Source organism: Deinococcus sp., assembly GCF_018260405.1.
GTDB lineage: Bacteria > Deinococcota > Deinococci > Deinococcales > Deinococcaceae > Deinococcus.
This window is the reverse complement of the sequence record NZ_JAGLBG010000006.1, coordinates 1-22155: the sequence shown is the minus strand read 5'-3', so window position 1 is coordinate 22155 and position 22155 is coordinate 1. Positions and strand designations below refer to the sequence as shown.

General features: G+C 62.1%; 23 protein-coding genes. 15 read left to right on the top strand and 8 right to left on the bottom strand.

Features of this window, described 5'->3' with window-relative positions; genetic code table 11:
* The first annotated feature begins 167 nt into the window (after nt 1-167).
* From rpmH to QZ269_RS01945, 4 genes are all read left to right on the top strand, one after another.
* On the top strand, nt 168-311 hold the full coding sequence (gene rpmH, locus QZ269_RS01960) for a 50S ribosomal protein L34 (protein ID WP_291423733.1): 144 nt from the start codon (nt 168-170) through the stop codon (nt 309-311).
* Nucleotides 312-405: 94 nt separating this feature from the next.
* On the top strand, nt 406-930 hold the full coding sequence (rnpA, locus tag QZ269_RS01955; protein WP_291423804.1) for a ribonuclease P protein component: 525 nt from the start codon (nt 406-408) through the stop codon (nt 928-930).
* Nucleotides 927-1265, top strand: coding sequence for a membrane protein insertion efficiency factor YidD (gene yidD / locus QZ269_RS01950; RefSeq protein ID WP_291423731.1), 339 nt, complete (start codon nt 927-929; stop codon nt 1263-1265). Before rnpA ends, yidD begins: the two co-directional genes overlap by 4 nt.
* Entirely contained in the window at nt 1255-2892 is a 1638-nt protein-coding gene (locus QZ269_RS01945; protein ID WP_291423728.1) for a membrane protein insertase YidC, read from the top strand. Before yidD ends, QZ269_RS01945 begins: the two co-directional genes overlap by 11 nt.
* Before the next feature lie 396 nt (nt 2893-3288).
* Here the strand turns inward: QZ269_RS01945 and QZ269_RS01940 are convergent, their stop codons facing one another.
* Nucleotides 3289-4032, bottom strand: a complete 744-nt coding sequence (locus tag QZ269_RS01940) for a polysaccharide deacetylase family protein (protein ID WP_291423726.1) — start codon at nt 4030-4032, stop codon at nt 3289-3291.
* Between the two features lie 352 nt (nt 4033-4384).
* Nucleotides 4385-5359, bottom strand: a complete 975-nt coding sequence (locus tag QZ269_RS01935) for a polyprenyl synthetase family protein (RefSeq protein WP_291423724.1) — start codon at nt 5357-5359, stop codon at nt 4385-4387.
* 155 nt (nt 5360-5514) lie between these two features.
* On the opposite strand from QZ269_RS01935, the gene QZ269_RS01930 reads away from it, so the two are divergent.
* Nucleotides 5515-6111: a general stress protein gene (locus tag QZ269_RS01930; RefSeq protein WP_291423722.1), complete on the top strand. Its 597-nt coding sequence runs from the start codon at nt 5515-5517 to the stop codon at nt 6109-6111.
* A 361-nt stretch (nt 6112-6472) separates the two neighbouring features.
* Here QZ269_RS01930 and QZ269_RS01925 read toward each other — a convergent pair whose 3' ends face one another.
* Both QZ269_RS01925 and QZ269_RS01920 read right to left on the bottom strand, forming a co-directional pair.
* Nucleotides 6473-6943, bottom strand: coding sequence for an OmpH family outer membrane protein (locus QZ269_RS01925; RefSeq protein ID WP_291423720.1), 471 nt, complete (start codon nt 6941-6943; stop codon nt 6473-6475).
* A gap of 91 nt (nt 6944-7034) precedes the next feature.
* A complete protein-coding gene (locus QZ269_RS01920) occupies nt 7035-7523 on the bottom strand; it encodes an OmpH family outer membrane protein (protein WP_291423718.1) in 489 nt (162 codons plus the stop codon).
* A gap of 392 nt (nt 7524-7915) precedes the next feature.
* Here QZ269_RS01920 and QZ269_RS01915 point away from each other — a divergent pair, with 392 nt between their 5' ends.
* The 3 genes from QZ269_RS01915 to QZ269_RS01905 all read left to right on the top strand — a co-directional run bounded on the left by QZ269_RS01915 (nt 7916) and on the right by QZ269_RS01905 (nt 10695).
* Entirely contained in the window at nt 7916-8539 is a 624-nt protein-coding gene (locus tag QZ269_RS01915; RefSeq protein WP_291423716.1) for a CBS domain-containing protein, read from the top strand.
* Between the two features lie 373 nt (nt 8540-8912).
* Nucleotides 8913-9677 (top strand): helix-turn-helix transcriptional regulator, encoded by a 765-nt coding sequence (locus QZ269_RS01910; RefSeq protein ID WP_291423714.1) that lies wholly within the window; start codon nt 8913-8915, stop codon nt 9675-9677.
* A 166-nt stretch (nt 9678-9843) separates the two neighbouring features.
* Complete coding sequence (locus tag QZ269_RS01905; protein WP_291423712.1) at nt 9844-10695, top strand: metallophosphoesterase; 852 nt, start codon at nt 9844-9846, stop codon at nt 10693-10695.
* 90 nt (nt 10696-10785) lie between these two features.
* On the opposite strand, the gene hslO is transcribed toward QZ269_RS01905, so the two are convergent.
* Nucleotides 10786-11697 (bottom strand): Hsp33 family molecular chaperone HslO, encoded by a 912-nt coding sequence (gene hslO / locus QZ269_RS01900; protein ID WP_291423709.1) that lies wholly within the window; start codon nt 11695-11697, stop codon nt 10786-10788.
* A 225-nt stretch (nt 11698-11922) separates the two neighbouring features.
* On the opposite strand from hslO, the gene QZ269_RS01895 reads away from it, so the two are divergent.
* The 6 genes from QZ269_RS01895 to QZ269_RS01870 all read left to right on the top strand — a co-directional run bounded on the left by QZ269_RS01895 (nt 11923) and on the right by QZ269_RS01870 (nt 18112).
* Entirely contained in the window at nt 11923-12690 is a 768-nt protein-coding gene (locus QZ269_RS01895; protein WP_291423708.1) for an ABC transporter substrate-binding protein, read from the top strand.
* Nucleotides 12691-12976: 286 nt separating this feature from the next.
* A complete protein-coding gene (locus QZ269_RS01890) occupies nt 12977-14242 on the top strand; it encodes a trypsin-like peptidase domain-containing protein (RefSeq protein WP_291423706.1) in 1266 nt (421 codons plus the stop codon).
* A gap of 18 nt (nt 14243-14260) precedes the next feature.
* A complete protein-coding gene (locus QZ269_RS01885; RefSeq protein ID WP_291423703.1) occupies nt 14261-15355 on the top strand; it encodes a CCA tRNA nucleotidyltransferase in 1095 nt (364 codons plus the stop codon).
* Between the two features lie 36 nt (nt 15356-15391).
* Nucleotides 15392-16003, top strand: coding sequence for a site-2 protease family protein (locus QZ269_RS01880; RefSeq protein ID WP_291423701.1), 612 nt, complete (start codon nt 15392-15394; stop codon nt 16001-16003).
* A 122-nt stretch (nt 16004-16125) separates the two neighbouring features.
* Entirely contained in the window at nt 16126-17760 is a 1635-nt protein-coding gene (locus QZ269_RS01875) for a CTP synthase (RefSeq protein WP_291423699.1), read from the top strand.
* Nucleotides 17761-17836: 76 nt separating this feature from the next.
* Nucleotides 17837-18112, top strand: coding sequence for a hypothetical protein (locus QZ269_RS01870; RefSeq protein ID WP_291423698.1), 276 nt, complete (start codon nt 17837-17839; stop codon nt 18110-18112).
* Here the strand turns inward: QZ269_RS01870 and coaE are convergent.
* From coaE to QZ269_RS01855, 3 genes are all read right to left on the bottom strand, one after another.
* Nucleotides 18099-18743 (bottom strand): dephospho-CoA kinase, encoded by a 645-nt coding sequence (coaE, locus tag QZ269_RS01865; RefSeq protein WP_291423696.1) that lies wholly within the window; start codon nt 18741-18743, stop codon nt 18099-18101. The two genes, QZ269_RS01870 and coaE, sit on opposite strands and share 14 nt — an antisense overlap.
* Nucleotides 18740-19399 (bottom strand): DUF5639 domain-containing protein, encoded by a 660-nt coding sequence (locus QZ269_RS01860; protein ID WP_291423694.1) that lies wholly within the window; start codon nt 19397-19399, stop codon nt 18740-18742. Before QZ269_RS01860 ends, coaE begins: the two co-directional genes overlap by 4 nt.
* A 500-nt stretch (nt 19400-19899) precedes the next feature.
* A complete protein-coding gene (locus QZ269_RS01855; RefSeq protein ID WP_291423692.1) occupies nt 19900-21294 on the bottom strand; it encodes an FAD-linked oxidase C-terminal domain-containing protein in 1395 nt (464 codons plus the stop codon).
* Between the two features lie 491 nt (nt 21295-21785).
* On the opposite strand from QZ269_RS01855, the gene QZ269_RS01850 reads away from it, so the two are divergent.
* On the top strand, nt 21786-22155 hold a 370-nt coding region (locus QZ269_RS01850), incomplete at its 3' end, for a DUF6444 domain-containing protein (RefSeq protein ID WP_291423690.1).

Below are 22155 nucleotides of genomic sequence, written 5' to 3'. Positions count from 1 at the left end.
GGGTCAACCTGCCCCTGCCTGTTGGCCGCGACTGCTCTTCCGTCGGCGGGCCGGGCATGGTACACTTGCAGAGTTTGCCTCTGAAACAGGGGCGTGAGCAGTGTGAACTGGTGCAGTGGCCGCCCGCGCGGTAAACCGCTTGCCCCACACTCTTTAAGGAGAACAGCATGAAGCGTACCTACCAACCCAATAACCGTAAACGGGCCAAGACCCACGGCTTCCGCGCCCGCATGAAGACCAAGGCTGGCCGCAACATTCTGGCCCGCCGCCGTGCCCGTGGCCGTCAGCAGCTTACCGTCAGCGACGAGTAACTTTTCTCTCGCCTCCGGGAGCAGCCCTATTACCAAGCCAGACCAGACCAGCGCCACGCAGAAGCGGCAACCCCGCCCGGTGGCGCTGGTTGCATTGCGCGGCGAAAAGGAGTTTCGTAAGGTTCGCGCACACGGCGTTCCCATCCGCGAGCCGCTGTTTACCTTGCGCGTCACCGAATACCGCCCGCGCTACGGCGAAACGTGGCGTCCGCGCAGCATTGTGGGTATCGTGGTGCCCAAGAAAACCCTGCGCCGCGCCGTGGATCGCAACCGTGCCAGACGCCGCGTGCGTGAGGCCATGCGTACCCTGCCGGGCGGCTTACCCCCCTGCCGCGCCATACTGATGCCGACACCCGCCGTCTTGAAGCAGCCATTTGCCGAGTTGCAGGCGGCGCTGGCCCGCGCGTTTGCCCGCGCTCCTGGCAAACTAAAGGGCAAGCGCTCTGGCCTCGGGAACGCTGGGGCTGCTGGCCGCGTATCTGCTGGCGTGCCCCTACCGCAGACTGCTGCCCAAGACGTTAGAAAACCCCCTATGCAAAGCGGTGCTCAGCCGGATAACCTGAAGAGGCCGAATAAGCCCAATAAGCCCAATAAGCCCAATAAGAAGGCCCAGCTGTGACGGCGCCGCAGCAGCGCTCTGGCAGTCCTGCGGCGCGGGTGGCGCTGCGGCTGGTGCGCGGGTATCAGCGGCATCTTTCGGGCCTGAAGTCGGCCCCTACCTGCCGCTTTACTCCGAGTTGCTCCGAGTATGCTGCGGGGGCCATCGAACGGTTTGGCGCAGTCAGGGGACTCTGGCTCGCCACCTGGCGTATTGCCCGCTGCAATCCGCTGGTGCCCGGCGGGAATGATCCGGTTCCCGAGCACTTTCCGTGGCCCAGAATCGTCCCCGGCCCAGAACACACGGCCCCTCTACCCACTGAGCCTCACCGGAAAAGACAAATTCATGAAAAGTAAACTGCAAAGCAAACTTCTGCTCCCTCTGACGGCCCTCGGCGGGCTGCTGCTGACCGGCTGTGGTCAGACCGGGCCGCTGCCGACGTTCGGTAAAGCTATCGTTCCCCAGTGGATCACCGGCGATTTTGACGGTCAGCCGGGCGACGAGTACATTGCGACCAGCAACCTCGAAGACGTGGTGTTCAATGCCCGTGGCGAGGTTATCGGCTGGTACGTCAAGTCCAATGCGGGCACCCCGTTCATCAAGCAGCGGGCCGACGGAACCTACGATTTTTCGGCATTGGTTAATTCCAAAACGGTGGTCAACATGGTGGGCCAGTCGGCGGTACAGGGCCAGACGGCCAGTGCTTTTGCGCCCGATCGCCGCGCCTTTGCCCTTAAGGGTGGCCCGCTGGACCCGGCCCAGGCCGCCCAGACGACCGTGCCCGCGCTGAAGACCGACCACAACGCACAGACGGCCACCTTCAAATACACGCAGGGCGGGGCCAGCGTCACCAAAACGGTCACCCTCCACCCGCGCAACTTCATCATTGCTCTGAAGACCGAGGTGCAGAATGGGCCGGAGCGGGTCAATCTGCTGCTGCCGGGCCTTGGCAAGGCGGACAATCCCAGCGTCAAGGCCTACGCGGTGGGCGCAGCACAGCCGATCGTGGTAAGCGGCAGCGGCACGGCCACGGTGCAGAATATTCAGTACGCGGCGCTTCAGGAAAAGCCCAGTCAGATGGCGCACGCCCTGATCGTTCGCCCGGAGGCGGGCACGACCATCAACGCCACGCTGACGGGCGGCCCCCAGGGCCTCATCAGTGCGGATATTCCCGCAATCAGTAACGTCGAGGTGTACGGCGGCAAGAACGAACTGATTCATCTGTATCAGAGCGGCTACACCATGTTGCCGGGGCTGTTTGAACCGAACATTTTTGGCAAAATCAGTCTGGTGATCGTCAAGATCATGGAGGCGCTGTATAGGGTCATCGGCAACTGGGGGCTGGTGATCGTGGCGCTGACTCTGCTGCTGCGACTGGTCATGTGGCCGCTGATGCAGGTCCAAGGCCGCAGCACGGCCCGCATGCAGATCGTGCAGCCCAAGATGCAGGAGATTCAGGCCCGCTACAAGGGCAAGACCGACATGGAGTCGCAGCGGGCCATGCAGGCCGAGACCGCGCAGCTTTACCGCGACCACAACGTCAATCCGGCGGGCTGTCTGACGGGCTTCTTGCCGTTCCCGGTATTGATCGCGCTGTGGTCTACTATCCGCAACTTCGAGTTCGACAAGGGCTTCTTGTGGCTGCCGGACCTCGCTATTCCTGACCCGTTCTATATCTTGGCGCTCATCTACCTGATCGTAAACATCGGGCAGCTGTACGTCATGACGCGCAAAAGCCCGGAGATGTTCCGCCAGCAGGCGTTTATGTACATCATCTTCCTGTACTTCGCCCTGACCTTTCCGGCAGGCGTGACGATCTACACCATCCTTAGTACGCTGATCGGCATCGGGCAGCAGATTCTCATTAACAAACAGGTCGAGCAAGAGACGGCCTCGCTGGCGACCAGTGTGCAGAAGGTAGATCCTGGGACTACGCGCCCCCGCAAGCCCAACCGGACTATTGACGCACCTAAAGACGACTGATACGCACTGCCGATTGAGTCTGAAATAACCAGATTCAATCCGGTCAGATGCAAGGCGCAATCCGTATTATACGGATTCCGATTGATTCGGTGCAGTTCTGAATCAATCCGAGCGGATGTGAGTAGGAACAGCATACGGGTTTCGCGGTATGGAGCCACAGACGGCGATTTTCCGACTGTGGCGGAATGGAGCAGAATCCGTATTAGATGCAGTTCTGCGAATGATGGGCACGTCGGAAAAACACCGCCGCCCCCTTCACTCTACGTCTTGCTCTCTCTTTTTCACTCGTTCCACACGGCAAAAAGAGGGTAAAAGAGCACCATCTTTTTGCACAGTGCTCTAAGCGGAAAAAGGCCACCTCATGCACTTAGCAGGGGCGGCCTTTTTGACTGGCTTTTATTTGCTGGAAAACAGCGTATTGAGCGTCACTGGAGTCAGGCTCTTGGCCTTGAGGCCCGCGATAATGGCAGGCAGGGCCGCGCCGGTGGCCGGGGCATGGCCGCGACTGATATGCAGCACGATGATGCTGCCGGGCTGCACCTGCGAAAGCGTCTGCTGCACAATGGCGCGGGCGTTGGGCTGGTTTACGTCGCCGCCGATTACGTCCCAGTGAATGACTTTCATGCCTGCTTTTTCGGCCAGTTTCACGTCGCTGGCCTCGGCGCAGCCGCCCGGAAAGCGGAAATATTTGGGAGTGACCTGGGTGATGGTTTCAATAGCTTTGCTCGATCTGAGCATATTGCCGAGTTTGGTGGCCTGCGCCACGCCCGGCAGCCCATAGCAGGGCTGTGAGAAACCAGGGTGGTCGTAACTGTGATTTTCGACCTCAAACAGCGGGTTGGCGGCAATCGCCCGGGCCTGCTTCGGATAGACCTCGGCCCACATTCCGGTCATAAAGATGGTGGCCGGGGTATTGGTCGAGGTCAGGACTTCGATCACTTCCCTGTTGTAAAAGTTCTTGACGCGGCCATCTTTTAGTTCCTGTTTCATGCCAGGGGTCATGTCCGCGTCGAAGGTCAGGGCCACCTGCTTGACGGTGCGCGGGCCGTGGGTCACCACACCGGGCGCATTGAGGGAGGGCTGGGCGGCGAGAGCCAGACCAGCGACTAGCAGGGCAGTGATAAGGGCGGCAGACTTCATAGCTTCAGCTTATAGGGCCAAGTGTTAGCGGTACATGAAGCCCCACTTCCAGACTGTTGCAGTCAATTTAGATGACCGCAGGCCATGCGGCGCGGGTGATTCATACGGACTGCCGTCTGTTGCGTTAACAACCCGGCGTCTTGTCAGGTGGCAATTCTATGCCCGACAGTTCTCTTTGCTCCGACTCGCTCTGCGGCGCAGCTCTACGAGTCCGCCCGACTTGAACGGTTTTGGCAACCCACTTAGAGCAGTTTGCAAAAAGATGGTAAAAAGAGCAGGACGTAGAATGAAGGGGCGCCAGTGTTTTCCCGACGTGCCATCATTCGCAGAACTGCTCTAACCGGAGTTTGTATCAGTGATCGCGTTCCAGCTCGCGGCGGGCCAGGGCGGCCAGGGCGTCGCGGGCTGGGCTTTCCGGCAGGGCCAGTAGCGCGTCGCTGGCGAGGGCGGCGCGGCGGCGAATCTCGTTGCGGCTGCGGGTGGCGGCTTCGCTCTGCGTGGCCAGAATACGAATGCGCTGCACGTCGCCTTCTTGCGCCGCCTGCCGTTCCAGAATGTGGCGCACCTCGTCACCGTGCGGCCCCTCCAGCAACAGCAGCACCGGGTAAGTCGCCTTGCCTTCGTGCAGGTCGCTGCCCACCGGTTTGCCCAGCGCTTCTTCGGTGCCCATCAGGTCCAGCAGGTCGTCTTGAATCTGAAAGGCCATGCCGTACTCACGTCCGAACGTTGCCAGGGCCGTCTGCTGCTCGGGAGGCGTGCCCAGCAACATGGCCGGGGCACTGGCGGCCAGCTCGACCAGGGCCGCCGTCTTGCCGTGAATGACCGTCCAGTAGTTTTCTAGCGAATAGTCGCCGTAAGCCGCCACCTGAAATTGCAGCACTTCACCTTCACAAATTACGCTGGCGGTTTCCCCGAAGGCGCGGGTCAGCGGCTGGCTGCCGGGCATCTGTGAAAGCAGCGTCAGCAGCCGCGCCAGCATAAAGTCGCCGCTCATCACGCTGACCACGTTGCCAAAGCGCTTAAAGGCCGTCTGATGCCCGCGCCGGGTATCGGAATCGTCGATCAGGTCGTCGTGCAGCAGGCTGGCCGAGTGCAGCAGTTCGACACACGCCGCGAGGCGCACCACCTCGGGCCAGACCGCCTGGCCGAGCGCCGCGCCGAGCGCCTGGGCAGCCAGCAGCGCGATCAGGGGCCGGGTGCGTTTGCCGCCTGCTGTGACCAAGTCTTCACCGATCAGCTCGATAAATTCGACGCGGGAGTGCAGTACCTCGCGCAGTTGCGCGTCGAACGCGGCGTCAGGCAAAACGAGATCGGGCACGCGCGTCATAACTCAGAGTATACGGGCCTGACTGCGCCGCAGGAATGTTGCCCCGAATAAGTACGGCCTTGCCGTCTGTTTCGTTGACCACCCGGAATCCGTATGGGCACCCGCCCTCTTTGTCCCTCGCCAAAGCGGTGTTCCCCATGATAAAAACTTAGGGTATGGAAAGCGTCGTCGGTCTGTTTCCCAATGTTCAGCAGGCGCAAGTCGCTCTGCAAAACCTGCAAGCTCGCGGCTTCGAGCGCGATCACCTGGGGTTTGCTCTGAATGATGTCGTGGCCGAAAACGACTTTGCTCAGGCCACAGGCATCAGTCCTGAGGCGGGAGCGCCTGCGGGGTCTGGCGGCACCATCAAAGGGGCGTTCATGGGGCTGCTGGCCGGGCTGGTTCTGACGGTTCCTATCTGGCTGCTGCTTAAAATTATCCCTGACACCCGTATTTTCTCGGATGGCGGACTTTACGGCATGCTGTTCGGCGGCATTGGCGGACTGGCGCTTGGTGGGCTGTTCGGCGCTCTGGCGGGCAGCGATCACGGTGACTATGTCAAGCTGTTGCGCAGCATGGGCGTTCCAGCGGCACAGGCCGAAAAGTTTTACAACGGTCTCAAGAGTGGTTACGTGCTCTTGATTGCCCGTGACCCAAGCGGCGCCCGCACTGACGAGGCCCTGAGCATCATGCGCCGCAGCGGAGCGGTCAAACTTGACGACGCTACCGGCACTGGCGAACTTCAAAGCGAGCGCAGCGGCCACGGCCACTAAGGACAACGAAGTTAGAGCATTTTGCGAAAGTGGGGTCGGGCCGCCCCGAATCCCCGCTTTCCCCCAGCAGGGCAAGTAGGAGCAAACCTAATCAGAACCACCAGGCGAAGCGAGAACCGTCATATAGCACTGAGACTCGAAAGGTTTCGGTGCTGTTTCGGAAGCTCGCAATGTTCAATCCACTGAACTTAGACACAAGCAGCTCTAGCTTTTACCTTTGGCCCGAGTGCAACGAGAAGGCCAAAAGAAGCTACTAGACGACAACGCCCACCTTCCAGCCTGCTGGAAGGTGGGCGTTTTACAGTGCTTTTAGTTTTAGGGCGGCTGATACGGATTGGGCGGTGTGGAGCGGCAGTCCGTATTACTTAATGGCCTTAATGGCCGCCGCCGTCAGGTCGCTGTTCGGGTTAGCGTACACGAACAGGTGGGTTCGGGCGGCGACCTGCTGGTCTACCACGATGGTAAAGCCGTTCTTTTTTGCTGCCGTTGCAATGGCGCTATTGATCTTGGTCGCCAGGGGCTTAAAGGCGCCCGCGAGCTGTGTCTGTGAAGTCTTCTGGGCGGCCAGAAAATCCTTCTGCGCTTTGATGGCGGCCTGCTGGTCGGCGGCTTTGCGGGTACTGGCGTATCTGTTCATCAGGGTCTGAAGAGTGGCCTGACGCTTCCCCAGGTCGGTATTGACCTTTTTACGCAGGTTCAGGTAGTTGGTGCTGCCCGGAACACTGGCGACCAACTTCTCGACATTGACAAAACCCAGACGGTTCAGTGTAGGAGCGGCGTGGGGGACGGTGGCAAGCAGCGCCAGAGGCAGGAGAAGCAGGATACGGTTCATCGATTTTTCCTTTCGGCAGATTCAAATGAAAGCCCCCGCAGCAGGCACGGGGGCGCAAAAGCTAGGCTAGGGCACTGGCCCCGGTCAGGCTTTACTTGACGTTTTTCTTGACGCCCTCGGTAACATCGGTGCTGGTGTCGGCGTAGACCACCAGGCCGCTTTGCTGGGCCACCGAGCGGTCCATGATGATGCTGAAGCCGTTGGCTTTGGCGTAAGCGCCGATGGCATTGTCCACCGAGGTTTCGACGGGGCCAGCCTTGGCCTTCATCTGAGTGTCGTAGTCCTTGAGCTTGGCGTTGTAGGTGTCCACCATGGTCTTGCGGCTGTCTTTTTCACTAGCGGTGGCGGCGGCACCCTTGGCATCAATGGCCTTGATCTTGCTGTCGAGATCGGCCAGTTCGCCCTGGAATTTGGTTTGCAGGGTTTTAACATCCTTGTCGGCGGGGTGCGCGGCGAACAGGGTATCCACATTCACGAAGCCGACTTTCTGGGGGGGCGTCTGGGCGTGGGGAGCAAGGGTTCCGAGACCAAATGCGGTGATCAGAGCAATGGGCGCGAGCGCCTTGGCATTCATCTTCATGAGGGCTAAGCTACCATGCTGATTTCTGAGCCGAATGAAGCTCAGCCAAGAGTCTCTACATCTCTTAAGGGGCTGGCGGGTACAGTTCCGGTCGTCCGGGAAAGGCACCCAGACGGCCTACACTTCCCCCGGCCACCACCTCTGGCTTCTCCCTTCGGTCGGGGTTCAAACACCCTCTGATACGGATTCCGCTAAATTCCGCCACAGTCGGGAAGACACCGCCTGCGGCTCCATACCGCGAAACCCGTATGTTGTTCCTACTCGCATCCGCTCGGATTGATTCGGAACTGCACCAAATCAATCGGAATCCGTATGACCTGCTCTACCCCCGCCAGTTTCCTATCATCCGAGTGCCAGAATTCCGGCGGGCCGCTGTGTCCTAGACTCTGCCTATGCTGATACGTGACTGGATGACGCCTGATCCGCAGACTGTTTCGCCTGATACGCCAGTCATGGAGGCCCTCAAGATCGTCAAAGGTGGGGGATTTCGCCGCCTGCCCGTTATGAGTGGTCACGAGTTGGTCGGCATTGTGACCCGCAAAGACCTGAAAGATGCCATGCCCAGCAAGGCCACGACTCTAAGCGTGTGGGAACTTAATTATCTGCTTAGCAAGCTGGCCGTGTCTGAAATTATGGCCCGTCCGGTGATCACGGCTTGCGAAGATGAGTTCATGGAAGACGGCGCGGTCAGGATGCTGGATCGCCGGATCGGTGGGATGCCGGTGCTCGACCGCGCAGGACGGCTGACCGGAATCATCACGACGCGTGACATTCTGAGCGCCTTTACTGGAATTCTGGGAATGCATGAGGGTGGCCAGCGCCTGAGCATCGAAATGCCGGATGTGCCGGGCAGTCTGGAGCAGGCCACACACGCCATCTTGCCCAGCAACATCATCAGCGTGGCCACGTATGGCGGGGCCGAGGGCAAACGCCGCTTTGTCATGCGGATGAATGGGGAAGGTGTGCGGGACGTAAAGCGGCGCGTCGCGGAGGCCGGAATTACAGTGCTGGACTGACCCTTACTGGTTGCCCTTACTGATTGCCCTGCGGGTCGTTCAGTGTTGTGCGTGGTTGCTCCTGCCCGGTCGCTGACTGTAGTGCAAACTCATCAGGAGCGGTTGGCTCCAGTGACGCGGGTCTGGGAAAAGCGCCTAAACCCGCTTTGCAAGCAGCTCTACGAGGCCACCGGGGCGGCTTCGGTCTGGCGGCGCAAGGAAGTGGGTGCCGGTACTAGCGTCCACGACGTTCTGCTCTAGATGTCGCCTAGCCTGCCTTGCGCTCAGTCCTGGCTCCGGCGCGACGTAACCGTTCGGAAGGCTGGAGTGGTCTGTCCGAGGAAGCGCAGGTTGAGCTGTCATAAACCTTGACTGTAGTATACTCAAGCAAGGTATGCCGTCCGACGCTAAGCACCGCCCTGTCTACGTGATCTCCGTTGCGGCAGAACTGGTTGACATGCACCCGCAGACCCTGCGGCTCTATGAGCGCAAGGAGCTTATTCGGCCAGGGCGCAGCGGTGGCAAGACGCGGCTTTACAGTGAGCGCGACATAGAGCACCTGCGCGAGATTCGCCGCCTGACCCAGGAACTTGGCGTGAATCTGGCGGGTGTCGAGGAAGTGATGCGCCTGCAACACGAACTCGACGACCTTCAGGGCGACTTCGAGGCCGAGACCGAACGGATCGAGGACGAACTGCGCCAGAAGGCCCAGCCACGGGCGCTGCCGTCTTCCGAGGAGCGGGTAGACCCTAAAGACCGCCCCGTGTACGTGATTTCTATTGCGGCAGAACTGGTTGACATGCACCCGCAAACCCTGCGGCTCTATGAGCGCAAGGAACTGATTCGGCCAGGGCGCAGCAGTGGCAAGACGCGGCTTTACAGCGAGCGCGACATAGAACACCTGCGTGAGATTCGCCGCCTGACCCAGGAACTCGGCGTGAATCTGGCGGGCGTGGAGGAAATCATGCGCCTGCGCCATGAACTCGACGCGGCCCGCGCGAACCTTGAAGGTAATGTGCGCCGGATACAGCAAGACATCACCGAGCGTATGACGACCTGGCGCACTTTGCCGCCGAGTCCGCCTGAGCCTGTGCAGGGCACTGAAAACAGCGGCGCAACTTCTGCTGATGCGCCTGCGGAAGAAGACCAGGACGGCTGAGGTAAAGCCCTGCGGTCACACCTTTCCCATGACTCCCATGACACTTTCCCCGTGACAGAACAAATCTGTCAGGTACGGCGCTTAAACTACTAGGCGTGTTTCAGTTCTGCTGTCCCGGTGACGACCTTTGGCCCTTTTGTCTCCTGAGTCGTCTGGTAGGGAGCACTTGAGCGCGTTGTGGGTGGTCGGTGACGTTCACGGCGCACATGACAAGCTGCACGCCCTGCTGATGGTGGCCGGGCTGATTGACCGTGAGGGCCACTGGACTGGTCAGGAGGCTCACCTGATCTTTCTGGGGGACTACCTGGACCGTGGCCCGGACGGAATCGGGGTGATCCGGCTGGTGCAGCGGCTAGAGAACGAGGCCGAGCGTGCCGGGGGCCAGGTGACGGCGCTGGTCGGAAACCATGAGGTCATGTTCCTGGCCGCCAGCCGCTTTCGCCGGATCGACCCGACCGACCGCATCGGATTCTACGAGTACTGGGCGGGCAACGGCGGGCAGCACCACGACCTTGAGCGCCTTGAAGGAACAGACATCACCTGGCTGTCTGCCCGTCCGGCGATGGCCCGCGCCGGTGAGTGGCTTTTAGTTCACGCCGACTCGCTGTTTTATCTGGAACTGGGGCGAACCGTAGACGAGATCAATGCCAAAATGCGCGAGTTGCTGGGCAGCACCGAGCCGGGCGAATGGGGAGCGTTAGCCAACGCTTTTGTAGACCGCCTGAACTACGCACGTGTGCAGGGGGAAGCCCTTGCCAGCAGGCTGCTTCAGACGGTCGGCGGCAGCCGAATCGTTCACGGACATACCCCGGTTCACCTGCTGCTGGCCGAGAATGAACAGAACATTGATGCCCCGACGACTGCGCCGATTGCTTATGCGGGGGGGCGCTGCCTGGATATGGACAGCGGGATGGCCTACTTCAGCGACGCCGGATTTATCGCCCGGCTGGGAACGGACGGGGTAGAGGAAGTGGTAAGCGTTCCTGACGGTCTGTTTGAACTGCATGGAGCCTTCTGATACGGGTTTGTTGCCCAACCGCTTTGCTCGGCTACGCAACTTTGAAAGTCGGATGGAATCCAGCAGTTTCGGGTTCCACAGCAGTCTGTATTAGGCTCTGGCGTGGATGTCCGGGGCATCCAGGGCGGCAATTTCGGCGGGCGTGATCTGGTATTTCTCGCTGCACCAGTGGCAGGCCACTTCCTGTCCGCCCGCGTTAATCATTTCCTGACGTTCGGCAGCGTCAAAGAACTTCAGACTGTCGAGGGCTTTTTCGCGTGAGCAGCGGCAGACAAAGCGGGCGGGCTGGGCGTTCGGGGCCAGCTGCACATCTAGCCCCTCGGTCGCGCGGTTGACCGCTTCGAGCAGCCCGCCCCGGCGCAGGTTGTCGGTCAGCATCCCCATGGCGCGGATGTTCGCTTCCAGTCGCGCCAGCGTTTCATCGGTGACGCCCGGCATGGCCTGAATGAGCAGCCCGCCCGCCTGCGCCACGTGCCCGCCTTCCTCGTAGACGCCCAGCAGCACGGCATTGGGAATCTGTTCGGAGGCTCCCAGGTAATAGCTGACGTCCTCGGCGATCTCGCCGCTTTGCAGCCGCACGCTGCCGGTGTAGGGTTCGCCGTTGTCGAGCAGCCGGGTCACCGCCAGTTCACCGTCCACGCCCACGATGCCGCTCACATCGAGCTTGCCGTCGCTTGCACGCAGCGGCAGGTCGGCCCCAGGGTCACGCACGTAGCCGCGCAAGTGCCCGTCGACGCTGCCCTCGGCCACGATCCAGCCCACGCTGCCGCCGCCTTCTACCCGCACGGTTACGCGACTGTCGGTCTTTTTGCCCAGCACCGCCGCGAGCAGGGCGCTGGCGCTGAGGGTTCGGCCCAGCGCCGCCGTAGCCGTTTTGCTTAGGCCGTGGCGCAGGCGGGCTTCCTCTACGACCTGGGTAGAATCGATGGCGATCAGGCGCAGGGTATGCCCCGCCGCCGTGCCGCGCAGCAGGTAGGAATCGGGAAGCTGGGAAGTCGTCATTAGGAAATCTTACATGATAGGACTCAAGGCAAGACGCCCTGGCTCTCATTTTGTCTGGCCCGCCTGGTAATCCGCGCTGCCCGTCTGCGCCCGGTCTGCCCCTGGCGAGGTCACGGGCGAACTTGAGGTTTGACCTGTTCGGGGGACAGGGTGTGGTGAAGGGTGCGGTGGGCCAGTAGGCGTGCAGTGCTGCGCCGCTGCCCTCCACACCGTATGCTGCGGGACATGAAACGTGCCCTGCTTCTTTCGGTGACCGCCCTTCTGATGGCTCAGGCAGCTTTTGCGACGACGGTCGCCGAGGTCAGGAAAAGAGGAGCGCTGGTTCTGGGCACTGACCCCACGTTTGCCCCGTTCGAGTTCAAGGGCAGTGACGGCCAGATTCAGGGCCTGGACATCGATATTGCCCGCGCGGTTGCCAGGGAACTGGGCGTTAAACTCGACATCCGGGCCGTGGGGTTCGGGGCCTTGATGCCGCAGTCGGTGACCTCGGGCCGGGTCGATCTGGCCGTCAGCGCCATTACCATTACCCCCGAGCGGGCCAGAATAGTCGGTTTCAGCCAGCCGTATTACCGCTCGGCACAGGTGTTTATCGTCAGGGCGGGCAACCCTGGCGGATTCGCGTGGCCTGCGGGCAGCGTCAGGGGCAAAACCATCGGCGTGCAGGCCAACACCACCGGGCAATTCGTCGCCAATGACCTGCTCAAGTCCAAGGGGGTCACCATCAAGGTCTACGACGATTTTGCCGCCGGGCTGGCCGACGTGCGTGCCGGGCGCGTGGCCGCCCTGATCGGGGACGCGCCCACGGTGGCCGATCTCAAGGGGCGCCTGCCGGGGCAATTCGAGCAAGCGGGGCAGGCGCTGGTGGCCGAGGATTACGGGCTGGTCTTTCAAAAAGGCAGCGATCTGGCGGCGGCGGTCAATAAAACCCTGGCGCGGCTCAGGGCCAGCGGCGAATACCAGCAGCTGCTAAACAAATGGATTGTGCAGAAGTAGGTCATGCGGATTGCCGATTGAACCCGGCAGCGTTGGATTCAACCGGATCGGAGGCAAGAAAAATACGGATTTCGCAGTATGGACTCGCAGAGGTGCGGAGCAGAGTGGATTTGGACGCCTGCCCCAAATGTTTTTCCGACGTGCCCATCATTCGCAGAACTGCTCTAACCAAAACAGACGCCGGTTCGTATAAGAAGACGCCAGGCCCGGCCACAACCTCGGCGGCGCGATCACCTGTTTTCGTGCTCGGCCCTGTTTTCATGCCCGGCCCTGGAATAATGCAGGCATGAAGTCAAAAGGCATTGCCGTTTTACTTGTGCTGGTCGGTCTGGGCCTCGGTGCCACACTGCTGCGAGATCAGGTTCCGCCCAGCAGTGCTACGGTGGCTGGCCCCGGCGGCGAACAGCTGCTTAAGTCCGGGGCGGGCGGAACACTGGAGAACGAGCGCAACACCATGCGTATCGTGGAGCAGTACGAACCCGGCCTGGTGTACATCAGTACCGAGCAACAGGTGACGACCCAAGACCCCTTCGCCTGGATGAACGGCGGCCCGCAGACCCAGGTGCAGCGCGGTGTGGGCAGCGGCTTTTTCGTTAACGCGGCGGGCGATATTCTGACCAATTTTCATGTGGTGGCGGGTGAGACGGGGGCCGGGGCCAGCAAAATTTCGGTTCGGGTGATGGGCAGTGCCAGGACGCTTCCAGCCAGGATTATCGGGGTCGCGCCGCAGTATGACCTCGCGCTGATCCGGGCCGCCGGAATGGAGAAAAAGTACGTAAAACCCCTGCCGCTGGGCAACAGTGACACCCTGAAAGCCGGGCAAAAGACGATTGCGATGGGGGCGCCGTTCGGCCTCGATTTCAGCGTCTCGGAGGGCATTGTCAGCAGTGTGTCGCGCCAGATTCCTATTGGTTTCGGGAGCGGCGGCGAGGGCATTTCGCAAAAGGCTATCCAGACCGATGCCGCCATCAACCCCGGCAACTCGGGCGGGCCGCTGCTTGACAGTGGCGGCAACGTCATCGGCATTAATACCCAGATCATCAGCCCCGGCGTGCAGGCGGGCGGCGTGGGCCAGAGCGCGGGCGTGAGCTTTGCCATTCCCGTCAACGTCGCCAAAAACCTCTTGCCCAGGCTGCAAAAGGCCACGGGCGGTATGGTCCTGGCCCCGCGTCTGGGCATCGCGGCTGGCCTGCTGGCCGCCACCCAGCAGGGAAACGCGGTGCCGGTGGGCCTCAGTGCCCTGACCCCCGAAGCCCGCCGCGCCTGGAACCTGCCCGACGCGGGGCTGCTGGTCGGCGGCGTATCGGCTGGCCTGCCTGCGGCGAGGTCCGGGCTGCGCGGTGGCCAGCAGGTGCAGCAGTTCCGGGGCGGGCAGATTACACTGGGCGGCGACGTGATCACGGCGGTCAACGGGCGGCCTGTAGACGGCCTGGAGGACATTCAGGCGGTCCTGATTGACCGCGCAGTGGGCGACACAGTCACGCTCAGGCTGGTCCGGGCGGGGCAGGCGCGGGACGTGAAGGTCAGGCTCGACGAATCGGCGTTCCGGTAAGTGGGGGGCGGGCGGCTAGTGGTCAGTGGCACAAGCGTCTGGGAGCAGTTGCAGGCTGGTGACCGGGCATTTCTGACCTGGCTGGCCGAGTCTGCCGGGCCTGCTGCCCGCGTCGCGCTGGTCGGCGGCGCGGTGCGTGACGCCCTGCTGGGTCGCACCCCGCTGGATCTCGACGTGGTGGTCGAGGGCGCAGATGTAGAAGCGCTGGCTGCCGCAACGGGGCTGCCTTTCGTCTTTCACCCGGCCTTTCAGAATGCCGCCGTGACTCTACCGGACGGGCGCGGCGTGGATCTGGTGCGTTCCCGGCGCGAGAGTTACCCAGCCGCCGGGCAAAATCCGTTGCCCGAACCCGGCACCCTGGAGGATGATCTGCGGCGGCGCGATTTCTCGCTCAACGCTTTGGCTCTGCTGCTTTCGGGGGGCGGTGTGCTAGACGTGGTCGGTGGCCTGGACGACCTCGCGGCGCGGGTGCTGCGGCCTCTGCACGCGCAGTCTTTTCATGACGACCCCAGCCGCCTGATTCGCGGGGTACGGCTGGCGGCGCGGCTGAATCTGGCGGCCCACTGCGACCTGCTAGCCCAGGTACCTGATGCGTTGGCGCTGGCCGGGCAGACTCCGCGCCTGTGGGCCGAGCTAAAACTGCTGCTGGCCGAGCCGCGACCAGGCAAGGCGGCGCGGCGGCTGGTGGACTGGGGGGCGGGGGAACTGCTGCCGCCCACCGATTTGCTAAGCAGGCTGGACGCCTTGCAAGACGCTGGAACCGCCGTCAACTTTCAGGCTTACGCCGCCGCTTTGCTCTCGGCTGCGCCGAACCCGGATGCCCTCGCCGAGCGCCTGAGCCTGGGTGACAGGCCCGCCGCGCTGCTGGCCCGCGTCTTTTCGGAGGATTACTTTGCGCCCGACACCGCCGAAATGCAGTTGCGGGGTTTGCTGCGCCCCGGGGCCTATGTTCCGCTGACTGGCAAGGACGTGCTGGCGGTGGGCGTCGCGCCGGGCAGGGGTGTGGGCGAGGCGCTGGCGTATCTGGCCGGGCTGCGTCGCGGCGGGCAACTTGAGAGCCGGGAAGCTGAGAGGGCGGCCCTGGCCGAATATGTAAAGAACCGGCGAGACTGAAATTTTTGTCACGGAAGAACCGTTAGAATGGGGAATATGGGCCTTATTTCCCTTCTGACCAGTAATCCCACCGCCTTTGTGCTGATCGCGGCGGCGCTGGTCCTGTCGCTGACGGTACACGAGTTTGCCCACGCCTTGACTGCCGATAAATTTGGTGACCCCACGCCCCGGCGCTACGGGCGCGTGACCCTCAATCCGCTGGCGCACCTCGACCCGTTTGGCACGCTGCTGATGCTGCTGGTGGGCTTCGGCTTCGCCAAACCAGTACCGATTAACCCGAGTAACCTGGGCCGCTGGCCGACCATGTGGGTGGCGGCGGCTGGGCCGATCAGCAACCTGCTGATTGCCCTGCTGTGCGCCTTGCTGATCAAGGTGTTGCCCTACAGCCCGCTCACGGTGTCTGTAGTGCTGACCGTTCTCAGCATCAACGTCACGCTGGCTGTGTTTAACCTGATTCCCATTCCGCTGCTCGACGGCAGCCGGATTCTGGGGGCACTGGTGCCCAGCCTGGGCCGCAGCCTGCACGAATTTGAAATGCAGCCGTACAGCTTTCTGATCGTCATGGGGTTCATCTATCTGATGAACGGGCCGATTGTTAGCTTTATTCAGTCGGTGCGTCACTGGGCGCTAGGGATCGTCGGTTTCTGAAGTGGGGGGAGCCGTGCTACCATCAAATCCCGGAGGCCACGCGCCCCGGATTTTTTGTTTTGGTGCGTGGCTCATGCCTTTATTCAGCTTTCTCGCCTTCTAGGCCTTACCGGAGGAATTCCATGAAATACATTTTCGTAACGGGCGGCGTGGTCAGCAGCCTCGGCAAGGGTGTGGCAAGTGCCAGCCTGGGCGCACTGTTCCGCGCACGCGGGTACAAGGTCACGGCGGTCAAGATCGATCCCTACATCAACATCGACGCGGGCACCATGCGGCCTTACGAGCATGGCGAAGTGTTTGTCACGGCCTCGGGCGCCGAAACCGACCTCGATATCGGCAACTACGAGCGCTTCTTAGACCTCGATATTCCGCCGGGCAGCAACATCACCACCGGACAGGTGTATCAGGAGGTCATCCGCAAGGAGCGGGCCGGGGATTACCTGTCGCAGACGGTGCAGGTCATTCCGCACGTCACCGACGAGATCAAGCGCCGGATTCGCGCGGCGGGCGAGCGGGCGGGCGCGGAAATCGTGCTGATCGAGGTCGGCGGCACGGTGGGCGACATCGAGTCGCTGCCCTTCCTAGAGGCCATCCGGCAGTTCCAGTTCGACGAGGCCGACCGCGACGTGCTTTACCTGCACCTGACGCTGGTGCCTTACCTGGGCACCTCGAACGAGTTCAAGACCAAGCCCACCCAGCACAGTGTGGCGGCGCTGCGTAGCTACGGCATCAGCCCCGACATCGTGATGGTGCGCAGCAAGGAAAAACTGCCGCCCGAGATCACCCGCAAGATCGCGCAGTTTACCAGTGTGCGTGAAAACCGCGTGTTTAGCAGTTACGACGTGGCACACGTCTACGAGGTGCCGCTGGCGCTCGAAGAACAGGGCCTGGGTAAGGCCGTCGAGGACCTGCTGGGCCTGGAGCGCACCATGCCCAACCTGGGCGTCTGGACCAACGCCGTCAGAACCATCAAGCAGCCGGAAAATCAGGTCACCATCGCCATCGCTGGCAAGTACACCGCTATGCCCGACGCCTACTTGTCGCTCATGGAGTCGCTGACGCACGCCGGAATCGCCAATGACGCCCGCGTGAATATCAGGTGGGTCAACGCCGAGGAACTGTCCGAAGCTGGAGAAGGCGAACTGGAGCGGCAACTCGGTGACGTGGGCGGCATTCTGGTGCCCGGCGGCTTTGGCGTGCGCGGCATCGAGGGCAAAATCAAGGCCGCGCAGTACGCCCGCACGCACGGGGTTCCGTACCTGGGGATTTGCCTGGGAATGCAGATCGCAGTGATCGAGTACGCCCGCCACGTCGCCGGAATTGCCGACGCCAACAGCGCCGAGTTCGACGAGTATGCCAAACACAAGGTCATCGACCTGATGCCCGAGCAGCTGGAAGTAGGCGGCATGGGCGGTACCATGCGCCTGGGCGACTGGCCCATGCAGCTGAATGTCGGAACGAAAATTGCCGAACTGTACGGCATTCCGCAGGGCGGCGTGGTCAGGGAACGCCACCGCCACCGCTTCGAGGTGAACCCGGCCTACACCGCGCAGCTCAAGGACGCGGGCCTGACCATCAGCGGCGTGACGCCCGGCGTGGACGGACGCGGCGCGGGGCTGGTCGAGAGCATCGAGATTGGGGATCATCCGTTCTTTGTGGCCCTCCAAGCCCACCCCGAGTTCAAGAGCCGCCCAATGCGCCCCAGCCCGCCCTTTGCCGGATTCGTCAAGGCGGCGCTGGCGGGGCAGCAAAGCTGATCAACCATGACGCCCTGGCCCTGGCACCAGACATTCCCATGACCAAAGGGTTCAGGTTCGTCTGGCAAACTGAGTCATGTCTGACGACACTAAATTACCCACCCTCCTGCCGACCCTGTTGCCGCACACTGAACAGGGCGTGGGTCAGGAGGCCGATTCGCTCTTGGCCCAACAGGGGCCGCCGCCCGCTGACTTCGCCACGCGCCCTGTCCCGCCGACCCCGGCCACCGCCGGAGAGCACCTGAGCGCCGAGCAGGTAGTCGCCCTGGTAGGCAGCGACGAGACGGCGAGCGACGTTAACCGCACCCTGGAAAGTGTGGAGGGAATTGACCCCGGCGTTACCCAGGATTAAGGGCCGGTGCCTTGACCCCAAGCTGGAGCAGCGCCGTGTCCAATTGCTGCTCCAGCTCGGCTAAATCTCCACCATTTTCCAGGGTCACGGTCGCCCGCTGACGTTTCTCGGCGGCGGGCAGCTGCCGGGCGTCGCGGGCCAGGATGTCTTCACGGCTGAGATTGCTGCGGGCCATAACGCGCCCAATTCTGACCTCCAGCGGCGCGTTGACCAGCAGTACGGCGTCGAAGTTTTTCTCCTGACCCGACTCGAACAGCAGCGGAATATCCTGCACCACCCAGGTCGCGCCGCGTGCCACGGCCTCGGCTTCCAGGTCGGCCATACGCGCCCGCACTCTGGGGTGCGTGATGGTGTTCAGGATTTGGGTACGCTCCGGATCGGCAAACGCGGCGGCGGCCAGCGCGGAACGGTCAAGTACGCCTTCCTTGACGGTACCAGGAAAGGCGGTCTCGATCTGGGCCAGTGTCTGCGGTTCCTCGGTGACTTTACGGGCCTCGGCATCGGCGTCGAGTACAGTCAGGCCACGTTCACGCAGCAGCGCGGCCACGGTGCTTTTGCCCGCGCCGATGCTTCCGGTCAGGCCCAGGCGATGGGGGGATAGGTGATGGATACGGGATGATGGGGTGTTCATAGGCTCGCCGCCAGTTTGCTGAACAGGGCTGGAACCGCTGGCCGCGCCGCGCCGCTCACCCAGCCGAAGCGCAGATCACGCACCGGCCCGCCCTCGCCTACTCCCATGCCGTCTGGAAAGTGCAGAGCCAGATTCTGAATGTCCGTTACGTCCTGTGCGCCGGGCAGCACGCTCAGCGCCCGCTCGACTTCCGCCGCGTGACCAAAGTGCAGCAGGTTGACCACGCCACCGACTTCCCACACGAAACGGGCCGACGTGGGCGGCAAATCCTCCAGCCGTCCGGGGGCCGCAACATGGCGCACACTCAGGCCAGGACGCAGGCGCAAGGTGACCTCCAATGCTTCACCAAGTACCCCGAAACTGCCCACAAAGGGCCGCGTCAAGTCGTAGCCCTGCACATTTTTGACGGTGCGCCCACCTGCCCTGACGGTTCGGCCACTAGGAGCGCGGAAAGTCACGCCCAGCACCTCCGCGCCAAAGAAGAAGTTCTGCCCGAAGCCGCCGCGCGCAATGAGGGCGCCCAGATCTCCCGGCAGCGCCACCGGCGGAAACGGCGGGAACAGGCCAGGCGGTAATGCGCCGTAGATTTCCAGCAGCGAGGTGTCGGCGCAAGCGGTGAGGGTCTGGTCGTGGGGAGAGAGGTCAAGGATGGGCATAGATTTTCTCTTTTACGCCTCTACCCTTGTAGGAGAGGGAGAAAGCCGCGCAGCGGCGGAAGGCTCAGGAGGCGCGTCAGAGCACCGGAACCGTGCGATAAGCTGCCGGGAATTACTGGGAATCAATTACTCACGACTAAGTCGCAAGTTTGTAACTCCACTCCACTGCAATTCCATTCAGAAGCAACGGCTTTGACTTCACAGTGCGTCACATCTGCGGTTTAACCCGCAAGGAGTGATTGCTAAGCACCCCGTACCTGCTGCCAAACAAGCAACTTGCAAAAAAGTGTTCCAAAACGGTTAGCCTCATTGCTGAAGTGCCTTACCCGAAAGGCGGAACGAAGTGAGCATACAATGTCCAGAAAGCAATAGCGATAGCTTTTCGCGCCCCACTGGGACGGCTGGCGCTATCCCTCCCATGATCAAAGTTACGGGTGCCCCGCCCCAGACCCTCAGGAAGTTGGTCGCACGCCCCCTCACCGGCCCCCCGCATTGCAGCTCTACGAGTCTCCCGCGAGGGTAGAGGGTGAAACGGCCTCCGGTAAAATCTTCCCCGGATTCAGCCAATTCCCTGCGTCCAGCCCCCGCTTCACGTCCCGCAACACTTCCAGCGTCACGGGGTCTACGGCGTCGCGCATGAAATCCTTTTTCATGGTGCCGATGCCGTGTTCGCCGCTCAGCACGCCGCCGTGCCGGATGGCGACCAGGGCGATTTCGCGGGCCAGTTCATGCACCGCCTCGCTGGATTCGGTGCGCGGGTCGAACATGATATTCGGGTGCAGGTTGCCGTCACCGATGTGCCCGAACTGCACCAGCTGAAACGGGCTGGCGTCGCCCAGTGCCCGGATTTCGCGCACCACGTCGGGCAGGCTGCTGCGCGGCACCACGATGTCCTCGTTCATACGCTGCGGGCGGATGCGGCCCAGCGACGGGCTGATGCTGCGGCGGGCTTGCCACAGCGCGTCGGCCTCGGCGGGCGTGGTGGCGCGGCGCACGGTTCCCCCGGCGGCCCCACACGCCTGCGCGACCAGCTCCAGCTCGGCGTCCACGACTTGACTGTCGTTGCCGTCGGTGTCTACCAGCAGCACGGCCTCGGCTTCGCGGGGCAGGCCCAGATGCATATAATCCTCTACCGCGTTCGTGCAGGCCCTATCCATAAATTCCAGTTTAGATGGCACCGCGCCCGCCGCGATTGCGCTGCTGACAGCTTCAGCGGCCTGCCCCACCTCAGCAAAATGAGCCATCAGCGTGCAGGAAAACTTGGGCGGCGCAATCAGGCGCAGGGTGGCCTCGGTTATCAGGCCCAGCGTGCCCTCGGAGCCGATGAGCAGCCCAGCAAGGTCGTAGCAGTCGCGGGTCAGGCGATGAACGTCGCCGTCAACGTCCACGAATTCCATGGCCTTCACATAGTCGCCCGTCACCCCGTACTTAAAGCACATCGGCCCGCCCGCGTTCTCGCCCAGGTTGCCGCCGATGGTGCTGGTGCGGAAGCTGGCCGGGTCGGGCGGATACATCAGGCCGTGCGGTTTGGCGGCTTCGCTGACTTTCAGCGTCACAACTCCAGGTTGCGCCACTGCCCCGCGCCGCTGCGGGAAAATGTGCAGATTTGTCATGCGGGTAAACGAGATGACCAGCGACTCCTGCAACGGCGTGACGCCTCCGCTGAGGCCGCTCGCCGCGCCCCGTCCGATGATGGGAATACCCGCCGCTTTCGCGGCCCTCACTGCCGCCACCACGTCGGCGGTGGTTTCGGGCAGCACCACCGCCAGCGGGGTCACACCGAACTGAATAGCGTCGTAGCGGTAGCTCAGGCGCTCAGAGAGGTGGGTCAGTACCTGGTGAGGTCTGAGGGCGCGGAGGAGGTCGGTGGTCAGGGGTGAGCGAGTGGTGGTCATATTGTTCCCCAATCCGCCCAGGTGGGTTGCGCGGTAGGCGTCATGTAGGCACTGTAGCAAGCTTGGGCAAGACTGTACCAAAGCAAGGCACCGAGTAATACGGGTTCCGGTTGTAAGAAGGGGGTCAGAGCCTAGGTATTAACTTTAGGCAATAAGTATTTGACATCCCGCCTTTACCGCCTCACCCTTGTTTTCAGTCCCCACTCACCAAGTCCACCATAGAGGTCAGCATGAACCCACCACACATTTCGTCGACATTCGCTAGAACAGTTAGGGTCGGCAAGCCGGGGCGTCAGCTCCTGATGGGTTTGCTTGCGGGCCTTTTGCTGGGCGCTGGCTCCACCGTGCAGGCGGCAGCCTACGCCACCAGCGGCACGGGTAAGTATACATCGCAGGTAACTGCTCAGCAGGGGGACTTGCGAAGCGGAAAGGGGTAGAGTAGGGACATTACGCAAAAGATCTGTCCCAACTGCGAACGACTTGCTGCCGAGGTGACTCGCCTCCAGGCGGAAGTTGCCGCATTGCAAGCCGAGCTGCGGGCTATCAAAACCCTTTTCGGTCTGGATAGCAGCAACTCCAATCAACCACCGAGCAAAGACCCGCCCTGGAAGCCCAAAAGCGAGCGCCAGAAGAGCGTTCGCTCTTCTGGCGGACAAAAGGGACACCCAGGGAAAACGCTGAAATTCAGTGACCAGCCCGATGAAGTCCAAATGCTCCCCCTCACCGGGGCCTGCTCTTGTGGAACCTCCTGGGACGAGGTGGATGTCACCGATCATCTCGCTCGACAGGTTCACGACCTGCCGGAAATCCGCCTTCACATCACTGAGTATCAAGCCGAAGTGAAACTCTGCCCGTGTTGTG